We start from the raw sequence: 22,657 nt of genomic DNA, 5'->3' as shown, positions 1-22,657 counted from the left end.
CGTACGTTTCGTAAAGAGTGAGACAGGTCACTGAGCAACCCCCGGCGCACGAGGAGAATCGATGACCGAGACCACTGCACCTCCGAAATGGAAGGTGGTCGGCCCCGGACTCGTGGTCGCCGCAACCGGCATCGGGGCTGCCGACCTAGTCGCGACTCTGGTGGCCGGCTCGCGCTACGGCTACGCACTGCTCTGGGTCATCATCGTCGGCGTCGTCATGAAAGTCGTTCTGGTGGAGGGTGCCGGCCGCTACACGTTGGCGTCGGGCAACACGATCTTTCAGGGCTGGCGTTCGCTGGGTAAGTGGACGACGGTCTATTTCGCGCCGTACATCGTGATCTGGGGATTCGTCTACGGTGCTGCGGCGATGTCGTCGAGCGCGTTGCCGATCGTCGCGCTGTTCCCGGCCTTGGATCTGAAGGTTGTCGCCATCGCGTCCGGGCTCCTCGGGTTCGCGTTGATCTGGCTCGGTAGCTACGGGTTCTTCGAGAAGATCATCACCGTCTTCGTGGGCATCATGTTCGTGACCGTGATCGGCGCTGCGGTAGTAGCGGTTCCGAACGTTCCCGCCATCGTCAAGGGCATCGTCCCCACCATTCCCGACGGCTCCATCGTGTACGTCCTCGGCCTCGCAGGTGGCGTCGGCGGCACCATCACGCTCGCCGCATACGGCTACTGGCTGCGCGAGAAAGGCTGGATCACACCGAAATTCATGCGCGTCATGCGCATCGACAATTCGATGGCCTACGTCATCTCCGGAATCTTCGTCCTCGCCATGCTCATCGTCGGTGCCGAGCTGCTGTACTCGTCGCAGATCGCGATCTCCACCGGCGATCAGGGCCTGATTCAACTCTCCGACGTGCTCGCCGAGCGCTACGGCACGGTGTTCGGGTACGTCTTCCTCATCGGATTCTGGTCGGCGTCGTTCTCGTCCCTGATCGGGGTGTGGAACGGAGTGAGCCTGATGTTCGCGGACTTCGTCGGCAATCTGAAGGGGCTCGAACAGGGCCACCCCGAAACACGCGTGGGCGGTAAGTACTTCCGCTGGTACGTCGCATGGTTGACGTTCCCGCCGATGGCGCTGCTGTGGCTGGACCAACCGATCGGACTCGTGCTCGCATACGGCGTCCTCGGGGCGGTCTTCATGCCGTTCCTGGCGGTGACGCTGTTGATTCTGCTCAACAGCGATCGGGTGCCACAGCAGTGGCGCAACGGCTGGTTCACCAACCTGACGCTGGGTGTCTGCGCATTCCTGTTCGCGTGGCTCGCCGTCGACCAGGTCTTGGACGCACTCGACAAGTACGTGTACTAGTCGGCCGCTTCCAGGCGGGCGCGCAGCGTCGACTCCGTGTGCTTGATCGCCTGACCCACAACGGGTTCGACCACAGCGCCGAGCACCTTGCCTGCAATTCCGCCGGGAAGGCTGTAGCGGAACACCACATCCAGACGGGTACCGCCGTCTGCCGTGTCGGAGAACGACCACGTGGACGAGTTGGACAGGCCCTCGACCGATTCGAGCGTGAGCCTCTCGTTGTGGACCCATTCGGTCACGTGCACAACGGAGGTGAGAGCCTTCGGACCGATCTGCATCGTCGCGTCGTACGTGGCTCCGAGACCGGACAAAATGTCGCTCCTCGGCTCGAACCGGGTGATGCCGAACATCCACTGCGGGACGTTTCTGAAGTCGTCCATGTAAGCGAATGCCGCATCACGACTGGTCGACGCCATGGCCGAACGATTGATTTCACGCACTCGTGCACCCTAGTACATGCTACGGCGTGTTACGCATACTTTGGCGGTCCGTTTCAGCGGCGCACGTATCCCGCCTGCATATCCACCACGTTGACCAATGCCGAACCGCGGACGTACCGCTGCAGGTTGTCCTCGAACAGCGCCCACAGACGCTCTGCGAAATCGTCGGAGTCGCCCGCCAGATGCGCGGTCAGGATGACGTTGTCCATGTCCCACAGCGGGCTCGTGTCCGGCAACGGTTCGACCTCGAACACGTCCAACACGGCCCACCCGATCGCTCCGGATCCCAGGGCATCGCACAGGGCCCGCTCGTCGACGACGGGACCGCGGGCGATGTTGACCAGGCCTGCATCGGAACGCATGGCCCCCAGCACCGCCGCGTCGACGAGTCCGCGCGAGGCATCGGTCAGCGGTGTCGCCAGCACGATCACGTCGTATTCGCCTGCATACGAGGGCAATTCTCGAAAGTTTCGGATCCGCGAGAACTCCGAATCGCCCGGTCGCTCGGACGTTGCCGCCGCCTCGACGCGCATACCGAGCGCGCCGAGTACGCGGCCGATCTCGCGTCCGATCGAACCAGGACCGACGACGAGGGCGGCGCGACCGTGAATTCCGCCGGCAACTCTGTGCTCCCACACCCGCTCGCGCTGCCGAGCAAGCGCCAGGGGCAGCTTCTTCACCGACGCCAGGATGCCGGCTGCGACGTACTCGGCGATGGCCCGGTCGAGGATGCCACCGGAATTGGTCAGCGTCCACAGGCTCTCGCGCAGAACCGGATCCAGCAGTCTGTCGACTCCGGCACTCGACGCGTGGATCCAGCGAAGATTCTCGGCACCGGGCCACACGCCCCGCAGATCGGCAGTCTCGAAGGTCCGAAACAGCAGCACCTCGGCCCACGACACCGCGTCGGCGAGTTCGTCCATGAGGCAGCTTCGGAAGTCGACTCCATCGATCAGGGGGAAGGTCCTCCGGTCCGAACCGCTCTCGACCACAAGCACGTTCACCACAGAACTCGCCACCTCCGTACCATGGCACCGTGCTCACCGTGGAACCCGCAACTGCCGCCGACGCGGCAACGATACTCGGCCTCCGGCACGCCGCCGAGGACTGGCTCTCGGATCGAGGAATCGATCAGTGGACGCCACGCGAGGTGCCCCTCGGCACTGTCGCAGCGCAGATCGAGGCAGGAGAGTTCTACGTCGCCCGACGCGATCCCGGCGGCCCGATAGTCGGAGCACTGCGCTTGATCGGATCCGACCCGACCATCTGGCCCGAGCACGACGAACTGGCCTGCTACGTACACGGATTGGTGATCGACAGAAGCGAGGCCGGTACCGGCCTCGGCGCGTCGCTGCTCGAGTGGGCGTCGGAGCAGACTCGCCGGGAAGGACGCTCGCTGCTGCGTCTGGACTGCGCCGAGACCAACGGTGCGTTGCGCAGCTACTACCTCGATCAGGGGTTCCGCTACGTCGGCCGCCGCGAGTTCGCCGAGGGCAGTGCATGGTTCAGCGTTGCCCTTTTCGAGAAGCCGACCGATCGGTAGTGTCTCGTCCATGGGCGAGAACCGGGATCGTATGCTGCGCGGAGAACTGTACCGAGACAACGATCCCGAACTGGTGGCGTCTCGGGTGGCGTGCGGCAGGCTATTGGACCGATTCAACGCAACCGACGCAGACCGGAACGAAGAGCGTCGGGAGATTCTCGGCGAATTGCTCGGATCCTTCGGAGACGATTCGTGGATCATGCCCAGGTTCCAATGTGATTACGGCACAAACATTTCCATCGGATCGAACAGTTTCCTCAACTACGACGCGATCCTGTTGGACTGCGCGCCCATCACCATCGGCGACGATGTGTCGATCGGACCACGGGCACAACTGCTGACGCCGCTGCACCCCATGGAGGATCACGAGGCGCGCCGAACACGCTGGGAGAGCGCTCTTCCCATCGTCATCGGGAACAACGTCTGGCTGGGCGGCGGAGTCATCGTGTGCCCGGGCGTCACGATCGGCGACAACTCGGTGATCGGTGCAGGCAGCGTCGTCACCCGGGACGTGCCGTCGCGCACCTTCGCTGCCGGCAACCCGAGTCGGACCATTCGCGCCCTACCGTGAGATCACCTCGTGCAAGATCTTGTCGGAGTCACCGACGAGGGTGCCGACGGCCATCCGGGCGCCCCACCAGATGCCCAACCACCCGATAGCCGCGGCCACGGGAACGGACAGGTACGCGAACGCACCGGGCAGGAGCAGTGCCAGCAGCAGACCGGGCACCACCGACACTCCGAGTACGACCATCGACAGCAAGATCAATGCGAACGAACCTCCGTTGAACGACCCTCGGGTGTTCAGCGAAAAGGCCTTGGTGGGTTCGGGGACCGGGTAGGCGGCACGGACCGAGATCACGACGATGAGCCCTGCACTGACCCCGAGCATCGACAGCGTCACCGAAATGGGGACCGCCAGCCGGTCGAGCCCGAGGTCACCGAACACTCGGACCACCGTCGTCGACACGATAGCGAACGGTGCCGCAACCATCAGCCACGCGATCTGCCGACCACGGACGTCGTCGCGCAGAGCCTGCGGAATCATCACCAGATGCCACATCGAACCGCCGTCGAGGCCGTACAGATTCGATCCCGCGCCCATCGCCATGTAGATCACCATCCACGCACCCCACTCTGCGGTGAACGGAATCGAGTCGGTCAGCAACGGCTGAGACATCGCCACGGTGACCACCCTGGACAGCGTCACGAAGAGTACGACGGTCGCAGGCCAGGCCACCAGGGCAAGCGGAAGTGCTGCGAGAGAACGGGACACGGCATAGATCGGGATCGACGCGGTCGCGATGGCTGTCAACGGCACGAGCATCCCGTACGCCGAGGTGGCCAACAGGGCACGCGCCAGGCGTGAGGGTTTCACCGACAGCATCTGGAAGTGGCGGGGCTGGATGTTGTCGTCGGAGATACCCGAGAGCACCGGGAACAGCACCCAGCTCAGACCGATCAGTGTCAGCCCGAGGCTCACGGTGCCGCCGACCAACACCTGCGAGGCTCCACTGCGCGCAGACAACACACACGCCAATACCGCGAAGACCAGCCCCAGCAACCCGAACACGCTTTTCACCACTGCTTGGCCGCCCCTGAATTGCCTGCGGTAGAGCGTGATTCGCATCTGCAAGACGGTTCGACCCAGAGACGTCACGAGCGCATCCAGGACAGGCCGTCGGGGTTCTGTTCGCGAGTACCGACCAGGCGAACGAAGGCCTCGTCCAGACTTCCGCCGTTGCGGACCTCGTCCACCGTTCCCGCAGCCACGACTCGGCCACCGGTGATGACGCCGACGTGGGTACAGAGCTGCTCGACGAGTGCCATCACGTGACTCGACAGGATCACCGATCCGCCGGACCGGACGAATTGGACCAGGATGGTGCGAATGGTGGTGGAGGAGATGGGGTCGACCGCCTCGAAGGGCTCGTCCAGCACCAACAGCCGGGGGCCGTGCAACAGCGCCGAGGCCAGCCCGATCTTCTTGGTCATACCCGCTGAATAGTCGGCGATGACGGTTCCCCCGGCGTCGGCAAGATCCAATGCGTCCAACAGCTCGTCTCGACGCTGCGCAATCACGTCCTCGGGCATTGCGCGCAGTCGTCCGAAGTAGGTCAGAAGCTCGTGGCCGGTGAACTGGGATGGCAGAGCGAGCCCGTCGGGCAGTACTCCGAGTAGCTCTTTCGCGGCGATGGGGTCGGCCCAGACGTCTCGTCCGAACACCAGACTTCGGCCGTACTGTGGCCTGAGCAGACCGACTGCCATGGACAGACACGTCGTCTTGCCTGCGCCGTTGGGGCCGACGAGCCCGAACATCGAACCGGGTGGAACCATCAGCGACAGGTCGTCGACTGCAACTTTGGGGCCGAAAGCCATACAGAGGTGCTCGATCAGCAGGGCAGCAGAATTCGTTTGCACGGGTAACAGACTAACCGGTATGGGACGGTTCGTCATCCGGTATCGATCAGCCGTCCCGGTACCATCTGGGCATGAATCGCACGGCAGTGGTCACCGGAGCTTCGTCGGGTATCGGACACGCGGTTGCGCAGGCGCTCCTCGCCCGGGGGTATCGAGTGATCGGCACCTCCCGCAATCCGGACTCGATGACCGACGCGCAACGGGCCACCGGCGTCGAGTATCGCGCTCTCGACCTCACCGATGCCGACTCGATCCGGAACTTCGTCGCCGATCTCGGTGTCGTCGACGTGTTGGTCAACAACGCCGGTGAGAGTCAGTCCGGGCCGTTCGAGGAGCTGCCGACCGATGCCATCGAGCGGTTGTTCCAGTTGAACGTCTTCGGTGCAGTGACGCTGTCCCAGGGCGTCATTCCCGGTATGCGCGAGCGTGGCTACGGCCGCATCGTGATGATCGGATCGATGCTGGCGAGCTTCCCGCTCGCCTACCGCTCGTCGTACGCGTCGACGAAGGCCGCCATCAAGGGCTTCTCCGATGCCGCGCGCCTGGAACTCTCGCCCTTCGGCGTGTGGATGACCACCGTCGAGCCGGGCTCGATCAACACCGGAATCAGTGAGCGTCGGACCAAATACATCGCACCGGATTCGGTCCACCGAGACGACTTCCACACCGCGATCTCGTCCCTGGACCGCAAGGAGGGAACCGGCATCTCCGCCGAGCAAGTCGCGGAGGTGGTGTTGAAGGCCATCGAGGCAGACAAGCCGAAACCGTTGTACGCCAGAGGAAGCAACGCACCGGTCGTGTTCATGGCGCGGCGATTGCTCCCGGCGACCTTCATGGAGAAGACAATTGCGAAGATGTTCGGGCTGAAGAGATAGTTTGAACCTCTGACCTGGTGGAATACAGCCGGGTGAACTATTTCCCTCTCGACTTACCGTGATAGAAACTCTCGGCTTGGTCCTGGCCGCCACGGGTCTGATCGTCGCCGCACAGGTGATCTCGAAGAAGACGACGCTGCCCGCGGCCGCGTTGCTGACCCTCGCCGGCCTGGCGGTCTCGGCATCGGCGTTGCCCGACATCGTTCTCGACCCCGAGGTCGTTCTGACCCTGGTAATTCCGCCGCTGCTCTACAGCGCTGCGCTGAACTCTTCACTGATCGCCATCCGCCGCAACGTATGGACGATTCTGAGCTTGTCCGTGGCCTTGGTGGTGGCCACGGCAGCACTGGTGGGAGTGGGCCTTTGGCTGCTCGTGCCCGGCATCACGTTGGCGGCCGGTATGGCGCTGGGTGCTGCCGTGGCACCACCGGACCCGGTGGCGGCGCTCGCGGTGGGTCGACGCGCGGGCATCCCACCGAAGCTGGTGACGCTCATCGAAGGCGAGGGACTGCTGAACGATGCGACCGCGCTGACGATGCTGACCGTGGCGATCGCCGCGATCTCGAGTCAGGACATGACAGCCGCCCATGCCGCGGGATTGTTCGTGCTCGCCGCAGCAGGCGGCATCGTCGTGGGCCTCATCGTTGCACTACTGATTCGATTGGTGCAGAGGTTCGTTCACGATTCGCTACTGCTCAATATCGTGTCGCTGTCGACGCCGTTCGTCGCGTACCTCGCGGCCGAAGAAGTGCATGCGTCCGGGGTGTTGGCGGTCGTCGTTGCAGCATTGGTGATCGGTCACCACACCCGTCACGCCATCTCCGGAGCCAGCCGCCTACAGACCAGCGCGGTGTGGCGATTGATCGATCTTCTGCTGGAAGGCTTTGTGTTCCTGTTGATCGGCGAGCAGTTGCCCACCGTGGTGGGCGGCCTGTCGGCCTACTCGGGGACGACCATCGCCCTGGCAGTCACGGTCACGCTCGCCGGCGTCCTCCTGCTGCGGCCGCTGTGGTTGCTGACCACGGGGCTGTCCGCCCGCGAGGCGGTGGTGATGAGTTGGGCAGGCACTCGCGGAGTCATCACCGTCGCCGCCGTCTTCACGTTGCCGCTCACCATCGACTCGGGCGAGCCGTTCGAGAGCCGAGATCTGCTGCTGTTCTGCGCATTTCTCGTCGTGCTGGTGACGGTGATAGGTCAGGGGCTGACATTCGCGCCACTGGTACGCAGGTTGAACGTCGTGGCCGATCCCGCAGAGGAGGCGCGACTACGGAACGAAGCGCGCGAGGGTTCGACGAAAGCTGCTCTGTCACAGTTGGATCGAATAGCCGACGAGGAGAACCTGGACGACGAGGGTCGGGAGATATTGCGGCACGAGTTGGAACACCGCATCGACCGCTACCACCGCCGGCTCGATCACCTCGACGAATCCGAAGTGGGCGATTCGGTAATTTCACCGGAGCAGATCGCCGCGATGAGTACCCGGCGACGCATCCTGGCCGTCGAGCGTGAGGAGTTGCTGTGCTGGCGAGACGCCGGCCGGTTACCGGACAACAGCATGCGCAGCCTCGAACACGAACTCGACCACGAGGAGCACTCCTTCCGCCCGCACCGAGAAACCGACTAACCGGCGATCGCCGCGTGCATTTCCCACACGATCACTTCGGCTCCGGTTGCGGTGCTCAGTTTCTGCCCGCCGCCTCCGGAGATCCGCACGGCGTCGCCCTCGGCAAGTACGCCGACACCCTCGAGCATCGCTTCACCCTCGGCTACGAAGATGTGCACGAACGGCGCGTCGGGAACGTCGACCGGGGCTTGTCCTGGCTGCAGACGTGCAGCGTGCATCGCGGCGTACTTGTTCTTGATTCGGATCGCCGCGTGATCGGCGTGGCGCGCCATCCCTGACGCCACCGGAACCAGCCCGCCACTGAGCAATTCGCTGTCGATTTCGAGCTGCTCGTAGCCCGGGGTGATGCCCTGTTCGTCGGGCACAACCCACATCTGGACGAATCGAACGGGATCGCCGTGCTTGCCCGAGTACGAGCCGGCGGTTTCACCGAGTCGCCACGAGTCGTTCTTCTCCGAGTGCAGAATTCCTGTGCCTGCACTCATGCGCTGCGCGAGGCCGGGATAGATGACGCCGGAGTGGCCCATCGAATCCTGGTGCACCAGCGATCCTTGCAGTACCCAGGTCACGATCTCCATGTCACGGTGTGGGTGGGTGTCGAATCCCTGCCCGGGGGTGACGATGTCGTCGTTGTTGACCATCAAGACACCGTGGTGGGTGTTGCCACGATCGAAGTGATTGCCGAAGGAGAAGGAGTGCTTGGAGTCGAGCCAGCCGATCTTGGTCTTGAATCGGTCGTCGGCCCGTCGGACGTCGAGTGTGGTTGCTGCAGAGGTCATGTCATTGCCTCGAATCTCGAAGTATGGGGGGTCAGAGAACGTGCGAGCCGTACATCTCACCGAGTGGATCGGCGATCAGTTCGAGACGCGCACCGTCGGGGTCGCGGAAGTACAGCGAGACATCGCTGTGCTCGATCAGTTCCACTCCGGCGTCGATCAGCTTGGTACGCAGGTGTTCCCACCTGGTGGGCTCGACGCTGATCGCCACGTGGTGGAGGCCGCCGAGCACCTCTGCATACGGTCCGACGTCGAGTCCGGGAAAGTCGAAGAACGCCAGCAGGTTGCTGTTGCCGATATCGAAGAAGAAGTGCGAGGAGCCTGGGTAGTCACGGTTCTCGATGAGTTCGGTGAGCGGGAACTCGAGGAGATCCTGGTAGAAGCGAACCGTGGCTTCGACGTCGCTGCTGACCAAAGCGGTGTGATGCAGTCCCCTGGCCGACGACGCGGGCCGCTCGCCTGCAGGCTTCATGTGCTGGGCACGGATGCGGTCACGCTCGATGGTGTGCTGATCTGTCTCGGTCATCGCTCTACCCTTCGGGTCAAGTAGTTGCTTCGTCAACTACCACGACAGTACACCGAGTAGTTGCGTTGTCAACTAATATGGACCCATGGAATCTCCACGGTGGCTCAGCCAGGACGAACAGTCGGCCTGGCGCGCATACCTCGACGCGACTCGGCTGCTGCTTCGCGATCTCGACAACCAGCTCACTCGCGACTCCGGTATCTCGTTCACCGACTTCGAGTTGCTGGTGGTGCTCTCCGAAGCGCCCGATCGCCGACGCCGCATGAGCGAACTCGCCGACGCCGTCACCACCACTCGAAGCGGCGTGACGAGGGCTATCAGCCGGTTGGTCGAGTGCGGTTGGGTTCGACGCGTCAAATGCGACGACGACAAGCGGGGCATGTCCGCCGAGCTCACCGAGTCCGGCCTCAGCACCCTCGCCGAGGCCAGTCCAGGGCACGCCGCAGCGGTACGGGAGAACATGTTCGACCTGGTGAACCCAGAGGATCTCGCGGCCCTCACCCGCACTTTCTCGGCAATGCGGAACCACGCGTCGTGACCCTCACCCACATTCCCGGCGAGCAGCGGCATCACTGGTGGAACGAATGGCTCGACTCCAAACAGTCCTTCCCCGCCACCGGCAACTACGACCTGGCGGCGAACGCACACGGGCTGCTGATGGTGCACAACGAGGACACCGTCTTTCCCGGTGAGGGCTTCGATTCGCACGAGCACCGGAACATGGAGATCCTCACGTGGGTACTCGAGGGCACGCTCGCGCACACCGATTCCGAGGGCAATTCCGGACTGATCCGCCCCGGTCTGATTCAACGCATGAGTGCGGGCACCGGCATTCGCCACACCGAACGCAACGCGTCGAGCCTGACCAGCCGCGACAAGCTACGCGTCGTACAGATGTGGATCCCGCCGGATGCCGACGGACGAGTGCCCTCGTACGACGAACTGGACGTGCGCGGCGAGTTGGCATCCGGCGAGCTGGTCTGTGTGGCATCGGGAATGCCGAGCAGAAGTGGAATTCACATCGGCAATCGCTTTGCGGCACTGCACGTTGCGCGGCTCCGGCCGGGGCAGTCCATCACCGTTCCCGACGCGCCGTTCGGTCACGTCTTCGTCGCCGACGGTTCGGCGATGTTCGAGGACATCGGCGATCTCGCCCAGGGTGACGCGGTGCGACTGACCTCCACCGGCGGACACCGTGTGACAGCATCGACCGCGAGCGAAATCATGATCTGGGAAATGCACGCCACCTTCGCCTGAGGGAGTGTCGACTATGCCGACCATCACCACCGACGATGCTGTCACCCTGAACTATCTGGACGAGGGCACAGGCCCGGCCGTGGTGCTCATTGCCGGTTTCTGCGCGCCCGCGACGACCTGGGCGCTGCAGCAGAAAGCGTTGGTGGACGCCGGATATCGCGTTCTGGCGCTCGATCGACGAGGACACGGCGCTTCGGAGGCACCGATCCACGGGGCGTCCATGGAGCGACACGGACGCGACGTGGCGAACTTCCTGTCCGAGGTGGGCGTCGACGAGGCCGTCTTGATCGGCGGCTCCATGGGGGCTAGCACCATCTGGTCGTACATCTCGCAATTCGGCACCGAGCACGTACGAGCCGTCGTATCAGTGGATCAGACGCCGAAGATGGTGAACAGCTCCGACTGGAAGAACGGCTTCTACGGTCTCACCGAGGACAACCGAACGACGTTCTTCGACAACGGAATACCCGATACCGGACACGGCCTGCCCAAGTGGAAGTCCGTGCCGTCGCTCCTGAAGCTCACGCTCGCGCTACGTGCGGTTCCGAAGATGGCGTCGCCCGATACCCCGCCGATGAAGGCTCTGCTCGCAGACCATGCTGCCCAGGATTGGCGCGCGACCATCGCAGCAACGGATCGGCCGTACCTGATGGTCGCCGGGCGTGAGAGTCAGTTCTGGCCTGCTGCACACGCTTCCGATTCCGTCGTAGGCAACTCACACGGTCGATCGGTAGTGCTGGAAAAATGCGGCCACGCCGCGAACATGGACCGGCCGAACGAATCAACACGGCAATGCTGGAGTTCCTCGACTCGATCGAGTGAGGTCACGCGTGCGGGTGGCCGCCCAATGCCTCCGCGCACGCAACAAGATTGCGATGCAGCACTTCCCGCTCCTGCGCGGAGAGCGATTCGATCATGGTGCGTTCCACGTCTGCGACGGCGGCCGACGCTTGTCGTAGCCGTTCGATTCCCCGAGCCGTCACGTGCAGGCGTTGGTCTCGACCGGTGCCTTCGATCTCCACCAAGCCATCGCGCGTCAGCCCGGCCAGCAGCTGATGGGTTGCCTGCCGGCTGACGAACACCGCGCGGGCGAGCTCTGCGTTGGACAGCCCCGGCTTGTGTGCGAGGAGTTCGAGGCTCGAATACTGCGAGACCGTGATGTCGAGTTCGCGGAGGCGGTCGTCCATCGCCGAACGCAGGGCGGAGGTTGCCCGCTTGAGGGCGTAACCGATCGAGGTGTCGAGGTCCACTTGACTCATGTCAACATCTTGACATACATTCCAACCGTCAAGAACTTGACGACCATCTCGAAAGGACCCCACATGACCACGGCTACCGTTTCCGGACCGAGCTTCCTCTCTCTGCAAGTACGCGACCTCGCCGTCAGCGCAGACTTCTACGAGAGCCGGCTCGGTCTGGTCCGCGCTCCCCAGGCACCCCCCGGAGCGGTGGTGTTCACAACCTCACCCATCCCGTTCGCCGTCCGAAACCCAACTCCCGGAACCGATCTCGACAGCGGACAGGCGGGACTGGGGGTAGCCCTGTGGCTCTCCTGCGACGACGCCGAGGCGCTGCACGAGTCACTGGTCGCCGCCGGCGTGCCCATCCTGACAGCACCCTTCGACGGCCCATTCGGTAAGACCTTAGTCCTGTCCGACCCGGACGGATACGCCGTGACCGTGCACAGCAGTTAGTTCCGAAAGCGCGGCGGCCATGAGACCCTGAAACCGCCACGGCCTCCGCAGAGTAGGGACCTTCACCATTCTCAGAGCCTTGATCGACCGGACCATCGCGGCATCCAATGCACCACGAAAGCCCGCCAAACCACCAGGCCCGATCCTATTGACATTCACCACAAGCGTCGTCGCCGCCTGGGTCTGTCTGTCCAGAAGTTGGTGGCCGTCCCCGTACGGCGAGCTGACAGGACCTGACCGGTTGCTCGTCGCACTGATTGCAACCGTGGCACTGCTGATCATCGGCCTGATCTGGGCCATCCGGGTTCTCCACGTCATCGGCCAGGATCGACGATGGTCGTGGTGAATAGTGCCCGCTCCGATCATCGTCGGCATCGGGGCGACACTGTTGATGCTGTCGCCGTCGGCGTAGTTCCGCAGACAACACCTACCTATACAGCAGTAAGTTCCGAAAGAACTATTGCGAAATATCTCTTTCGGGTTATGGTTGTCGTATGACCCCACCACCTCAGGATCGGACGCCACGGAAGCTGACGGACATGTCCGAGCTGAAGGCGCTGACGCATCCCATCCGGCTGCGACTGCTCTATGCGTTGCGCGCCAACAAGTCGATGACAGCGACCCAGCTCGGCGATCTGGTGGACGAGTCACCCGCCTCGGTGAGCTATCACCTGCGGAAACTCGCCGAGCACGGGTTCGTGAAGGAGGTCGAGAACGGATCGGACAAACGTCAGCGCTGGTGGTCGGAGGCCAACGAGAACGGGTTCAGCTGGTCCGAGAACGACTTTGCGGACTCACCCGAATCGCTACAGGTTGCGAAAGCATCCAAGGACTCCTGGTTGGCACACCAGTGGTCGCGTCTGCGCAACTTCGATCGAACATCCGAATCGTGGGGTCCGGAGTGGGTATCGGCTGCCTTCAGCACCGACAACGTCCTGCGACTGACCGCGAGCGAAACCGCCGAGATGGACGTGGAATTACGTGCCGTCGTGGACAGGTGGCGTCGACATGGGGAAGCCGCGACCTCGGGGGAGCGCGAACACGTCATGGTTCTGATGCACGGATTCCCCACGACACCATAGGAGTTGGCATGTATCCGTTCGATCCGCACACGTACCTGTTCATCGCCCGGCACGATCGCGAGTTGCATGTGCTTCGAGCCGAGCGCCGCAGACTGGCTGCTGCCCAGAAACGCCTGCGCCGCGACGAACTTCGCGTTCAGCGCGCATGGGACCAGTTGACGGCATCGCTCGCCGATGTCTGCGTATCCGAGCAACGGGTGCTCGAGCTCATTCATCGGTAAGGAAAGCGGCCACTACTTCGCGGCAGCCCGCTTGGCGAGTACCTTCGAGATCCCCAGCTGCGCAGCGACGATGATGCCGCCCACGATCGCGCCGATGATCGCGGACGCGAGGGTGTTGACGATCCACGCCAGCACTCCGCCGATGCCGGCCACGCCTCGTACGGCATCCTCGCCGTGGTGCACGAGTTCGTAGATCGGATGGAATCCGAGCTCGTCGATACCGACGAGCAGGATGTGTCCGCCGACCCACAGCATCGCCGCGGTGCCGACGACCGAGAGCACCGACATGACCTTCGGCATGCCCTTGACCAGGCCTCGGCCGAACTTCTCCACGAATCCGGTGGAGCCGTCGGCCAGTTTGAGACCGATGTCGTCCATCTTCACGATCAGCGCGACGACTCCGTACACGACGATCGTGATGACCACGGCGACAACCGCCAGGATGATCAGGCGGCTCCAAAAGTCCTCTGCAGCAATGGTGTCCAGCGCGATGACCATGATCTCGGCGGACAGAATCAGATCGGTGCGCACTGCGCCGGAGACAACGGTGTCCTCGTCGCGCGGCTCGTCCTCGGCGGCGGCGTGATGGTCGCCGTGGCCGAACAGCGCGCCCCAGATCTTGTGCGCGGCCTCATAGCTGAGGTAGCAGCCGCCGAGCATCAGAATCGGCGTCAACAGCCACGGTAGGAACTGACTGAGCAACAAGGCGATCGGCAGAATGATGAGCAGCTTGTTGCGCAGTGAGCCCACGGCGATGCGCTTGATGATGGGCAGTTCACGTTCGGCTGCGAGACCGCGAACGTACTGCGGCGTCACTGCTGCGTCGTCGATCACGACGCCGGCGGCCTTGGCCGTCGCCTTGCCTGTCGCCGCACCGACATCGTCGATGGACGCAGCTGCCAGACGCGCCAGCGCTGCCACGTCGTCGAGCAGGGCTACGAGTCCGCCGGCCATCACAAACCTCCGCGTCGATACGAGAACACCACTGGGCTCCTCATGATGCGAGCCCTTGGAACCCTACCGTCCGCAGGTGGTCTGTGATCGCCGTCCGGCCCCTCCTTGTCGGTGGCTACGCGATCTTGCGCTCCTCCTCGACCTCGACGACCTTCGCAGGCGGCAATCCGATGCTCGGGTCGTGTCCTCGGAAATTCTTCAACCACCAGCTCCAGTCCTCGGGCACCAGCGAGAACGGGTCACCGTGGCCGAGCTCGCGTGCAGCCCACACCGGCCAGTGCGGGTTGGCCAGCGCCGGACGACCGAGCAACACCACGTCGATCTTGCCGTCGCGGATCACGGCGTCCGCATTTTCCGGAACACCGAGGTTCCAGCTGCACGTCACCGGAATATCCAGCTCACGCTTGACCCGCGCGGCGCGCTCGACCATGAACCCCATGTCGCCGAACGGCGGGTCCACCATGTCGTCCGTGTTGAAGCCGAGGCTGACATCGGCCATATCCAGGCCGTGTTCCTTCATCCATCCGATGGCGATCATGGATTCGTCGAACTGAACCCCGTCGGGGTGATGGTCGTCCGAGCCCAACCGCATGGTGAGCGGGTACTTCTCGGGCCACACCTCACGCACCGCGTCGAGTGCCTCGAGGTGGAACCGTGCCCGGTTCTCCAGGCTTCCGCCGTACTGGTCGGTGCGCTGGTTCGCCAGCGGGGAGAAGAAGCTGGCACCGAGATAACCATGGGCGTAGTGCATTTCGAGCCACTCGTACCCGGCTTCCGCAGCACGAACAGCTGCGTCGGCGTAGCTCTGATGGATCGCCTTGATCTCGGGCACGCTGAGTTCGTGGACGGGGAACGAGTGGTCGCCGCCGTAGGGAATCGCCGACGGCGCAACACACTCCCATCCGTCGGGATGGTCTGCCGGAAGCTGGTGTCCGCCCTGCCACGGTGGCACTTCACTGCCCTTGCGTCCGGTGTGGCCCAGCTGAATCGCCGGAACCGATCCCATCTGCTTGATCATCGCCGTCACGCGAGCGTGACCCTCGATCTGATCGTCGTCGTAGATCCCGGCGCATCCGGGAGTGGTGCGTCCGTCAGGCGTGATCGCAACCTGCTCCGGGAACACCATCCCGAAGCCGCCTGCCGCACGCGCACCGAGATACATGAGGTGGAAGTCGTTCATCTTCCCGTCGACGGCGCGGTACATCGTCATCGGCGACATGGCGATGCGGTTTCGAAGCGTGACGCCCTTGAGCGTGAACGGACTGAAGAGATCGGGCATGGCAGTGGTCCTTTCCTCGGTAGAACCACCTCATCACCTGGCAGGTTTCGACCGACTACACCGGTGGTGCAAATCGGTGACGGTTTTCTCACCGTCCAACTCACCCGAGTGTGAGGGCCGATCTTCACTGCCGGTACGAGCTCATGAAGTTGCCCAGCCGCTCGAGCGCCGTTGCGAGATCGTCCACGTTGGGCAGGGTCACCAGTCGGAAGTGATCGGGCACATCCCAATTGAATGCGCGGCCGTGGCTGACCAAAATCTTCTCGGACTCGAGCAAGTCGAGGACGAATTTCTCGTCGTCGACGATGCCGAAGCGTTCGGTGTCGAGTTTGGGGAACATGTACAGCGCACCCGCTGCCTGCACGCAGCTGATTCCGTCGATGGAGTTGAGCATGCGATGCGCCAGATCGCGCTGCGCGGTCAGCCTGCCCGCCGGAAGTAGGAGATCCTCGATCGACTGCCGACCGCCGAGCGCGGTCTGTATCGCGTGCTGCGCCGGGACATTCGCACACATGCGCATATTGGACAGCAGGGTAATGCCCTCGATGAAACTCGCCGCGCGCCGACGCGGGCCCGTGATCGCCAGCCACCCGGCACGAAATCCACACACTCGGTAAGCTTTCGACAGACCCGAATAGGTCAGGCACAGAACATCTTTGCCCGTCAGAGTGGCGAGATTGATCATCTCCGCACCGTCGTAGACGATCTTCTCGTAGATCTCGTCGGCCAGCAGAATGAGATCGTGCTTCCGCGCCAGGTCGACGAATCGCTCCAGTGCCTCACGCGGATACACCGCTCCCGTGGGGTTGTTGGGATTGATCACCACGATCGCACGGGTGCGGGGGGTGATCTTGGCTTCGAGGTCCTCGAAGTCCGGGGCCCAGTCCTGGCTTTCGTCGGCCAGATAGTGGACGGGTACGCCCCCGGCGAGAGCCACCGAGCCCGTCCACAGCGGATAGTCGGGCGACGGGATCAGGATTTCGTCTTCAGGGTTGCACAAGGCCTGCATCGTCATGGTGATCAATTCCGATACCCCGTTGCCGAGGTAGACGTCGCCCACGTCGAGATCGGTCAGGCCTTTGGTCTGGTAGTACTGGACCACCGCGGTGCGGGCAGAGAACAGGCCCCGGGAGTCCGAATAACCCTGTGCGGTAGGGAGGTTGCGGATCATCGCCATCATGATCTCGTCCGGTGCCTCGAAACCGAACGGGGCAGGATTGCCGACGTTGAGCCGCAGGATCGCGTGCCCCTGCTCCTCGAGTTCTTCGGTCTTGTCCAGAATGCGTCCACGAATGTCGTACCGCACGTTCTCGAGCTTGCGCGCTTGATCGATCGATTTCGTCATTTCGAAAACTCCTCCTGCCGAACGGTCGGCGACATCCGGGTCCGGACCGCCACTGTTGCACACACGATGACCGCCGCTCCACCCACGAGCACCGGCCAGGTCAAGCCCTCGCGCAGGATGATCGCGGCCCAGCAGATGGTGAGCACAGGTTGGATCAACTGGACCTGGCTGACGCTGGACATCGGACCGATCGCCAATCCCCGGTACCAAGCGAAGAACCCCAGGTACATACTCACCACCGCCAGATACCCGAAGGCTGTCCACTCGGGCGCACCGGCTGTCGAGGGTTGCTGCCACCACGCGAACGCGGCCGATGCGCCGGTGACCGGTACGGACACGACCAGCGCCCACGACACCGTCTGCCACGCGCCTAGTTCTCGCGACAACAGGCCGCCCTCGGCGTATCCCACCGCCGCGGCCACCACTGCTCCGAGCAGCAGCAGATCCGACCACTGCACACCCGTCGACTGCCCGCCTTGCAGAGCAGCGAATCCGACTGCGACGGCAGCGCCCACGCCTGCGACCAACCAGAACATCGGCCGCACGGGTTGCCGTTCGCGGACAACAGCGACGACGGCGGTGGCGGCCGGCAACAATGCGATGACAACGGCGCTGTGCCCGGCCGATGCAGTGGTGAGGGCGTACGAGGTGAGCACCGGGAAGCCGATGACGACACCGGCCGCGATCACCGCGAGCCGCATCCACTGCCGCCCCTGAGGGAGCCGTTGCCCAGTAGCGGCGAGCGCTACCGCAGCCAATGCGGCGGCGACTACAGCGCGTCCAGTTCCGACGAAAAGCGGGGACAGGCCCCCGGTGACGGCGACGCGGGTCAGCGGCACCGTGAACGAGAACGCCGTGACGCCTGCCAGGCCCCAGAGCAGTCCGGCGCGGGATAGCAGACCCGCCCCAGACCGAGTAGCGCTACTATGCTGTGTCATGTCCGACGATAGCAGTTCCCGGATCGTGTCTGCACTGAGAATATGGATTGCGACTGCGCCACCGGAAGCCCGGCTGCCGTCCACCCGCGCCCTGGTCGCCGAACATTCGGCAAGCCCGGTCACGGTTCAGAAGGCTCTCCGCACGCTCATCGCGCAGGGCGTCATCGAAAGCCGGCCTGGCGTCGGCACATTCGTCAAGACGGTGCGCACAGCGCGCCCCAACGATTACGGGTGGCAGACTGCGGCTCTGGGAGCGCCGGACAATCGACTGCAACTGCCAGCGGCTCTGCAGTCGACCTCGAGCGACGTGATCGCTCTGCATTCTGGCTACCCGGCCCGAGAGTTGTTGCCGGAAAGGCTTGTTCACGCGGCATTCACTCGCGCCTCCCGCACCGACGCGGTGATCGACCGACCACCCACCGCGGGCCTGCCGGAACTGCGGGCATGGTTCGCCGCCGAGTTGGGGGCGTCGACACCGTTGGGCATCACGCCACCGTCGGCCAGTGACGTCGTCATCATCCCCGGCAGCCAGACCGGACTCAGCACGGCATTTCGGGCGCTCGTCGGAGCCGGTCGGCCGTTGCTCATGGAGTCCCCGACGTACTGGGGCGCGATCCTTGCTGCCACGCAGGCAGGTGTCCGCGTCGTACCGATACCCAGCGGCGTCGACGGTCCGGACCCCGACGCGCTCGCTCGGGCATTCGCGCACACCGGCGCTCGGGCGTTCTATGCCCAACCCACGTTCGCCAGCCCCACCGGTGCACAGTGGTCGCCCACATTGTCCGAGCAGGTCCTCGCCACTGTTCGACGCCACGGCGCGTTTCTGATCGAGGACGACTCGGCCCACGATTTCGGCATCACCGCGGAGCCGAGTCCGCTGGCCGCACGGGACGACGCCGGGCATGTCGTCTACCTTCGCTCACTCACCAAGACGGTGTCACCCTCGGTTCGCCTGGCAGGCCTGATTGCTCGCGGGCCCGCACACGAACGCATCCTCGCCGATACGGGAGCCGAATCGATGTATGTCAGCGGGATTCTGCAAGCCGTGGCGCTCGATGTGGTCACGCAGCCTGCCTGGCGAACCCACCTGCGGCGGTTGCGTACTCAGCTGGCTTCGCGTCGAGACTTGTTGGCGAACAGCCTCATCGAGTTCGCACCGCGTGGACATCTCGACGCGGTGCCCCGAGGTGGACTCAATCTCTGGATGCGACTGAGCGACGACGCAGATCTGGAACGCATTGTGCGAGAATGCAAATCGGCGGGCGTCATCGTCGGGGCCGGCGACGACTACTTCCCCGCCGAACCAACCGGAAAGTACCTTCGACTCAACTATGCGGGCCCCAACCCCGGGGAGTTCGCCGACGCGGCGCGCACGATCGGTTCGATCATCTGAGACCGTTGGAGGCATCGACGGCGAACGTCGACTTCCGACCCCACACGAACCAGACCAGGGGACCGAGGAACGGGAACGCCAGAACGACGAAGATCCACACTGCGCGACCGGCGACGGTGTAGTTCGGCGATCCGATGATGCTGACCAGCGCAGCAACGAACAGTACGACCGCGCCGAGCACTGCCACCAGAACGACGGTTCCCAACCCCCACCCCAGCACCTGCTCGGTGGTGGACGGTTGCTGAGACAGAAGTGTTACGGCGTGCATGACGGTTCCTCCGATATAGCTGTTTCGTTGACCTGGACAACGTTACGAACCGGCAGGCCGCGCCACATCGGTCTGCGTGGGTATTTCGTCGTACATCTCGAGATGTACGACGCGGTCCGGGTCGGCCCCGTTGTTCAGTCGACCGAACGACACAAGCCTTTGGGGCACAGACAATTTGGCTCCGAACGATCATCCGAACAAGGGATATCCGACGCGGTTCCGTTGTGTCACCATCGCTGAGACGGACAGCCCGTCCAATACTTTCGGTGGAGGAATTGTGTCGAGCAAGAGTGGAATTCGTAAGAACCTGGCGCGCCGTTCGGTGGCGGTGGCCCTGACCGCCGCAGCGTTCACATTGGCCGCGCCCTCGTCGGCCCTGGCCCAGCCCGAACTCGGCCCGATCGTCGACAGCGGCAGCGCCATCGTCGACAGTGGCAGCGCGATTCTCGACGGCGGGAACATCATCGACAACGGTGTACGCATTCTCGGCAGCGGAAGTGCCATCGCCGGCGACATCCTCGGGATCGACACGGGTTCGGCGAACGGAGGTATCGCGACCCAGCAGTGCAACGCCTCGACACTGTCGGGCGAAGAGGGCCTGACGGAGACCCTGCACGAGTTGGGTCGAACCGGACCGACGTCGTTCGTTCTCAGCTACGACACCGTCGACGTTCCCGATCAGATCGAGGTGTTCTACCAGGGCGCACTGATCCACAACACCGGCTATGTCGGCGGCAGCACCGGCGTCGGCTCGGTGGTGGTGGCAGTTCCGCCCGGCGCAGCAACCAATGTTCTGGTGCGCGTCACCGGACCGGTCGGCACCGTCTGGACCTACACCGTGAGCTGCCCGGCCTGAGGTAGAGCTACCCACGACAGGCCCCTCCGGGCTACGTTGTCGCTGAGCGACGTGACCTGGGGGGGCTGTGCACAACGTCAAGAGCGACTACGCCGCGTGGATGGAACTGGGGCCGGGCGGCCTTCCCGCGAACGTGGGCGGCTGGCTGATCACCACTGCCCTGAGGCCACTTGCTCGACGCGATCCACTGACGGTCGCCGGCACATCGAGTCCTGGCCTGCACTGGCATCTCGAACAGCGCCCCGGGACTCGGCCGGCGATCGCGCCGCACCCCATTCCTCATCGCCAACTCACCGATCGAGGTACCCATGCTTCGATCGAGCGTCTGACTGCCGCCGTCGCCGAACACGCCGGACCGGAATCGCCGTTTCACATGGAGCGCAGTCGATTCGAGCGACGAGGCGACGCGCTGTACGTCTCGGACATCAGTGCTGCCGCGCCGTGGATATCCCGAACGAAGGGCGAAGTTCTGCACGTACACGAGAGCGAAGGCTCGATGCACGTGGTGATGCAGCCGGACGACGCCCAGACCGTCATCTCCGCCGGGTGGGGCGAACTGCACCCTTTGGCCGGACGCCCGGTCCTCGGGTTGCCCGAGACCTACGTCTTCCTCTACGCACCACGAGACTCCGACGACATCTACGGAATCGAACAGATCATCGGTCGCGCGGTCTCCACCGCGAGGGCCTGATCCTCCGCTCGAGCGGGCGATCACCGGTTTTCATCGGACGCGCCTGTCAGGTGACGGAGCATATCGGCCCGCGTGATCGCGAGCATCGCGTCGAGCATCGGTTGATCGACGATGCGTCGCTGTCGCAGTGACACGGCGCCGTTCATCGCTGCCCAGGCATTCAGAACCAGTGCACGGGGGACGACGTCGGTACCGGCGTTCTCCACCGCTCGCGTCACCGAATCGATGAGTTCTCCGAGTGCAGTGTCGATCCTGTTCTTCGCCTCACCGACCGATACGGACTCGGACTTGTCCACATCCGTCAGCGCCAGCAGTCGCAGCGCCAGTGGATTCTCGCGGTGGAACGCGATGTATCGGTCGAGGAACTCGGCAACCACACGGACGGGGTCGACCGCGTCGATGGGTGCAGACATCTGCTCGACGTGAGTGAGCGCAGTTCGCCACGCCAGTGCCGCATAGACGTCGACCTTGCCTGCGCCGAAGTTGGCGTAGATCGAACTCACTGCCACATCTGCTGCTGCAGTGAGCATCTCGATCGTCGTTCCGCGATAGCCGTGCCGAAGGAAGAGCTTCTGACCGGCGTCGAGCACAGCGTTGTGGGTTCGACGCTTCCGCTTGTCGGTGGGGGTATCCAAGACCATAACTTTATCGTACTCTGATTCCGATATCGGAATCCAATTACGATAGAGGGTAGTGATGACAACCAACGACGTACAGGCACCGGACAGCGGCAGCGCGGCGATGGCCATGTTTCTCCCGCAGTCACCGTTCGTGCAGCAACTGGGCATCGAGCTGGTGACCATCGACGAGGGCACAGCTCGGCTGCGGCTGCCATACCGCGATGAGCTGTCCACCGTCGGCCAGATGCTGCACGGCGGCGTGATAGCCGGCTGCATCGATATCGGGATCATGACCGCCGCATGGGCCGGATCCGCAGTGCCCGAGAAGCTTCGGGGCGTCACGGTCTCCATGTCTGTGCAGTTCATGGAGCCGGTCTACGCCGAGGGTGTCGACATCGTCGGGACCCGGATGCACGCGGGCCGGAGCCTGAAGACATGTCGAGTCGACATCGTCGGGACCGAATCCGGCCGCCTCGTCGCAACCGGTACGGGAACCTACAAAGTGGGCTGAACTCTGGGCAGAAGCTGCCGAACATGTGACG

The 22,657-nt window shown here is 63.8% G+C and carries 28 protein-coding genes and 1 pseudogene; 16 read left to right on the top strand and 13 right to left on the bottom strand.

Going from position 1 to position 22,657, the window contains the following annotated elements; genetic code table 11:
• Positions 1-61 precede the first annotated feature (61 nt).
• Positions 62-1,312, top strand: a complete 1,251-nt coding sequence (locus tag R3P93_RS11375; protein ID WP_300514765.1) for an Nramp family divalent metal transporter — start codon at positions 62-64, stop codon at positions 1,310-1,312.
• Here the strand turns inward: R3P93_RS11375 and R3P93_RS11370 are convergent.
• Both R3P93_RS11370 and R3P93_RS11365 read right to left on the bottom strand, forming a co-directional pair.
• Entirely contained in the window at positions 1,309-1,752 is a 444-nt protein-coding gene (locus tag R3P93_RS11370) for an SRPBCC family protein (RefSeq protein ID WP_394855281.1), read from the bottom strand. The genes R3P93_RS11375 and R3P93_RS11370 overlap by 4 nt on opposite strands.
• Positions 1,753-1,805: 53 nt before the next feature.
• Entirely contained in the window at positions 1,806-2,675 is an 870-nt protein-coding gene (locus R3P93_RS11365; RefSeq protein WP_317533042.1) for a D-2-hydroxyacid dehydrogenase, read from the bottom strand.
• A 113-nt stretch (positions 2,676-2,788) separates the two neighbouring features.
• Between R3P93_RS11365 and R3P93_RS11360 the strand changes: the two genes are divergently transcribed.
• Together R3P93_RS11360 and R3P93_RS11355 are read left to right on the top strand one after the other, a co-directional pair.
• Positions 2,789-3,295, top strand: coding sequence for a GNAT family N-acetyltransferase (locus R3P93_RS11360; protein WP_269596164.1), 507 nt, complete (start codon positions 2,789-2,791; stop codon positions 3,293-3,295).
• A gap of 10 nt (positions 3,296-3,305) precedes the next feature.
• Positions 3,306-3,866 (top strand): sugar O-acetyltransferase, encoded by a 561-nt coding sequence (locus R3P93_RS11355; protein WP_269596165.1) that lies wholly within the window; start codon positions 3,306-3,308, stop codon positions 3,864-3,866.
• Here R3P93_RS11355 and R3P93_RS11350 read toward each other — a convergent pair.
• Together R3P93_RS11350 and R3P93_RS11345 are read right to left on the bottom strand one after the other, a co-directional pair.
• Positions 3,858-4,925, bottom strand: coding sequence for a hypothetical protein (locus R3P93_RS11350; RefSeq protein ID WP_269596166.1), 1,068 nt, complete (start codon positions 4,923-4,925; stop codon positions 3,858-3,860). The genes R3P93_RS11355 and R3P93_RS11350 overlap by 9 nt on opposite strands.
• A gap of 26 nt (positions 4,926-4,951) precedes the next feature.
• The gene (locus tag R3P93_RS11345; protein ID WP_394855280.1) at positions 4,952-5,752 is read right to left on the bottom strand and encodes an ABC transporter ATP-binding protein; all 801 of its coding nucleotides are present in this window, start codon (positions 5,750-5,752) and stop codon (positions 4,952-4,954) included.
• 35 nt (positions 5,753-5,787) lie between these two features.
• Here R3P93_RS11345 and R3P93_RS11340 point away from each other — a divergent pair, with 35 nt between their 5' ends.
• Together R3P93_RS11340 and R3P93_RS11335 are read left to right on the top strand one after the other, a co-directional pair.
• A complete protein-coding gene (locus R3P93_RS11340; RefSeq protein ID WP_317533041.1) occupies positions 5,788-6,591 on the top strand; it encodes an SDR family oxidoreductase in 804 nt (267 codons plus the stop codon).
• A 58-nt stretch (positions 6,592-6,649) separates the two neighbouring features.
• A complete protein-coding gene (locus tag R3P93_RS11335; RefSeq protein ID WP_269596168.1) occupies positions 6,650-8,215 on the top strand; it encodes a Na+/H+ antiporter in 1,566 nt (521 codons plus the stop codon).
• Here the strand turns inward: R3P93_RS11335 and R3P93_RS11330 are convergent.
• On the bottom strand, positions 8,212-8,994 hold the full coding sequence (locus R3P93_RS11330) for a pirin family protein (protein ID WP_149406764.1): 783 nt from the start codon (positions 8,992-8,994) through the stop codon (positions 8,212-8,214). The genes R3P93_RS11335 and R3P93_RS11330 overlap by 4 nt on opposite strands.
• 31 nt (positions 8,995-9,025) lie before the next feature.
• On the bottom strand, positions 9,026-9,517 hold the full coding sequence (locus R3P93_RS11325; protein ID WP_149406763.1) for a VOC family protein: 492 nt from the start codon (positions 9,515-9,517) through the stop codon (positions 9,026-9,028).
• Between the two features lie 85 nt (positions 9,518-9,602).
• Between R3P93_RS11325 and R3P93_RS11320 the strand changes: the two genes are divergently transcribed.
• The 3 genes and pseudogenes from R3P93_RS11320 to R3P93_RS11310 all read left to right on the top strand — a co-directional run.
• Entirely contained in the window at positions 9,603-10,055 is a 453-nt protein-coding gene (locus R3P93_RS11320) for a MarR family winged helix-turn-helix transcriptional regulator (protein ID WP_094669507.1), read from the top strand.
• On the top strand, positions 10,052-10,774 hold the full coding sequence (locus tag R3P93_RS11315) for a pirin family protein (RefSeq protein WP_317533040.1): 723 nt from the start codon (positions 10,052-10,054) through the stop codon (positions 10,772-10,774). Before R3P93_RS11320 ends, R3P93_RS11315 begins: the two co-directional genes overlap by 4 nt.
• 13 nt (positions 10,775-10,787) lie before the next feature.
• Positions 10,788-11,495, top strand: a pseudogene (locus R3P93_RS11310) (alpha/beta fold hydrolase); the annotation flags it as partial.
• A gap of 103 nt (positions 11,496-11,598) precedes the next feature.
• Here R3P93_RS11310 and R3P93_RS11305 read toward each other — a convergent pair.
• Positions 11,599-12,033, bottom strand: a complete 435-nt coding sequence (locus R3P93_RS11305) for a MarR family winged helix-turn-helix transcriptional regulator (protein ID WP_269596015.1) — start codon at positions 12,031-12,033, stop codon at positions 11,599-11,601.
• 63 nt (positions 12,034-12,096) lie between these two features.
• Here R3P93_RS11305 and R3P93_RS11300 point away from each other — a divergent pair, with 63 nt between their 5' ends.
• The 4 genes from R3P93_RS11300 (at position 12,097) to R3P93_RS11285 (ending at position 13,771) form a co-directional block, all read left to right on the top strand.
• Positions 12,097-12,468, top strand: coding sequence for a VOC family protein (locus R3P93_RS11300; protein ID WP_317533039.1), 372 nt, complete (start codon positions 12,097-12,099; stop codon positions 12,466-12,468).
• Positions 12,469-12,616: 148 nt separating this feature from the next.
• On the top strand, positions 12,617-12,814 hold the full coding sequence (locus tag R3P93_RS11295) for a hypothetical protein (RefSeq protein WP_317533038.1): 198 nt from the start codon (positions 12,617-12,619) through the stop codon (positions 12,812-12,814).
• Between the two features lie 148 nt (positions 12,815-12,962).
• Complete coding sequence (locus R3P93_RS11290; RefSeq protein ID WP_317533037.1) at positions 12,963-13,550, top strand: helix-turn-helix domain-containing protein; 588 nt, start codon at positions 12,963-12,965, stop codon at positions 13,548-13,550.
• A gap of 8 nt (positions 13,551-13,558) precedes the next feature.
• Positions 13,559-13,771 carry a hypothetical protein gene (locus R3P93_RS11285; protein WP_269596018.1) on the top strand — a complete coding sequence of 71 codons (213 nt, stop codon included), beginning with the start codon at positions 13,559-13,561 and terminating at the stop codon, positions 13,769-13,771.
• Positions 13,772-13,783: 12 nt separating this feature from the next.
• Here R3P93_RS11285 and R3P93_RS11280 read toward each other — a convergent pair whose 3' ends face one another.
• From R3P93_RS11280 to R3P93_RS11265, 4 genes are all read right to left on the bottom strand, one after another.
• Complete coding sequence (locus tag R3P93_RS11280) at positions 13,784-14,725, bottom strand: DUF808 domain-containing protein (RefSeq protein WP_094638341.1); 942 nt, start codon at positions 14,723-14,725, stop codon at positions 13,784-13,786.
• 115 nt (positions 14,726-14,840) lie between these two features.
• Entirely contained in the window at positions 14,841-16,004 is a 1,164-nt protein-coding gene (locus R3P93_RS11275; protein ID WP_269596020.1) for an NADH:flavin oxidoreductase/NADH oxidase, read from the bottom strand.
• 124 nt (positions 16,005-16,128) lie between these two features.
• The gene (locus R3P93_RS11270; RefSeq protein ID WP_149406755.1) at positions 16,129-17,349 is read right to left on the bottom strand and encodes a pyridoxal phosphate-dependent aminotransferase; all 1,221 of its coding nucleotides are present in this window, start codon (positions 17,347-17,349) and stop codon (positions 16,129-16,131) included.
• Positions 17,346-18,287, bottom strand: a complete 942-nt coding sequence (locus R3P93_RS11265; RefSeq protein ID WP_269596021.1) for a DMT family transporter — start codon at positions 18,285-18,287, stop codon at positions 17,346-17,348. The genes R3P93_RS11270 and R3P93_RS11265 overlap by 4 nt, the downstream gene beginning before the upstream one ends.
• On the opposite strand from R3P93_RS11265, the gene R3P93_RS11260 reads away from it, so the two are divergent.
• On the top strand, positions 18,286-19,680 hold the full coding sequence (locus R3P93_RS11260) for an aminotransferase-like domain-containing protein (protein ID WP_269596022.1): 1,395 nt from the start codon (positions 18,286-18,288) through the stop codon (positions 19,678-19,680). The two genes, R3P93_RS11265 and R3P93_RS11260, sit on opposite strands and share 2 nt — an antisense overlap.
• Here the strand turns inward: R3P93_RS11260 and R3P93_RS11255 are convergent.
• Positions 19,673-19,948, bottom strand: a complete 276-nt coding sequence (locus R3P93_RS11255) for a PLD nuclease N-terminal domain-containing protein (protein WP_269596023.1) — start codon at positions 19,946-19,948, stop codon at positions 19,673-19,675. The two genes, R3P93_RS11260 and R3P93_RS11255, sit on opposite strands and share 8 nt — an antisense overlap.
• Before the next feature lie 277 nt (positions 19,949-20,225).
• On the opposite strand from R3P93_RS11255, the gene R3P93_RS11250 reads away from it, so the two are divergent.
• Both R3P93_RS11250 and R3P93_RS11245 read left to right on the top strand, forming a co-directional pair.
• Positions 20,226-20,804, top strand: a complete 579-nt coding sequence (locus R3P93_RS11250) for a hypothetical protein (RefSeq protein WP_269596024.1) — start codon at positions 20,226-20,228, stop codon at positions 20,802-20,804.
• Positions 20,805-20,871: 67 nt separating this feature from the next.
• The gene (locus R3P93_RS11245) at positions 20,872-21,495 is read left to right on the top strand and encodes a luciferase domain-containing protein (RefSeq protein ID WP_317533036.1); all 624 of its coding nucleotides are present in this window, start codon (positions 20,872-20,874) and stop codon (positions 21,493-21,495) included.
• 20 nt (positions 21,496-21,515) lie between these two features.
• On the opposite strand, the gene R3P93_RS11240 is transcribed toward R3P93_RS11245, so the two are convergent.
• Entirely contained in the window at positions 21,516-22,136 is a 621-nt protein-coding gene (locus R3P93_RS11240; RefSeq protein ID WP_317533035.1) for a TetR/AcrR family transcriptional regulator, read from the bottom strand.
• A gap of 55 nt (positions 22,137-22,191) precedes the next feature.
• Between R3P93_RS11240 and R3P93_RS11235 the strand changes: the two genes are divergently transcribed.
• Entirely contained in the window at positions 22,192-22,626 is a 435-nt protein-coding gene (locus R3P93_RS11235; protein ID WP_317533034.1) for a PaaI family thioesterase, read from the top strand.
• Positions 22,627-22,657: the final 31 nt, after the last annotated feature.

Origin of the sequence: Rhodococcus cerastii (assembly GCF_033042195.1) — a bacterium.
GTDB lineage: Bacteria > Actinomycetota > Actinomycetes > Mycobacteriales > Mycobacteriaceae > Rhodococcoides.
Note: the sequence above shows the minus strand (reverse complement) of the source record. Positions and strands in the feature narration are given on the sequence as shown.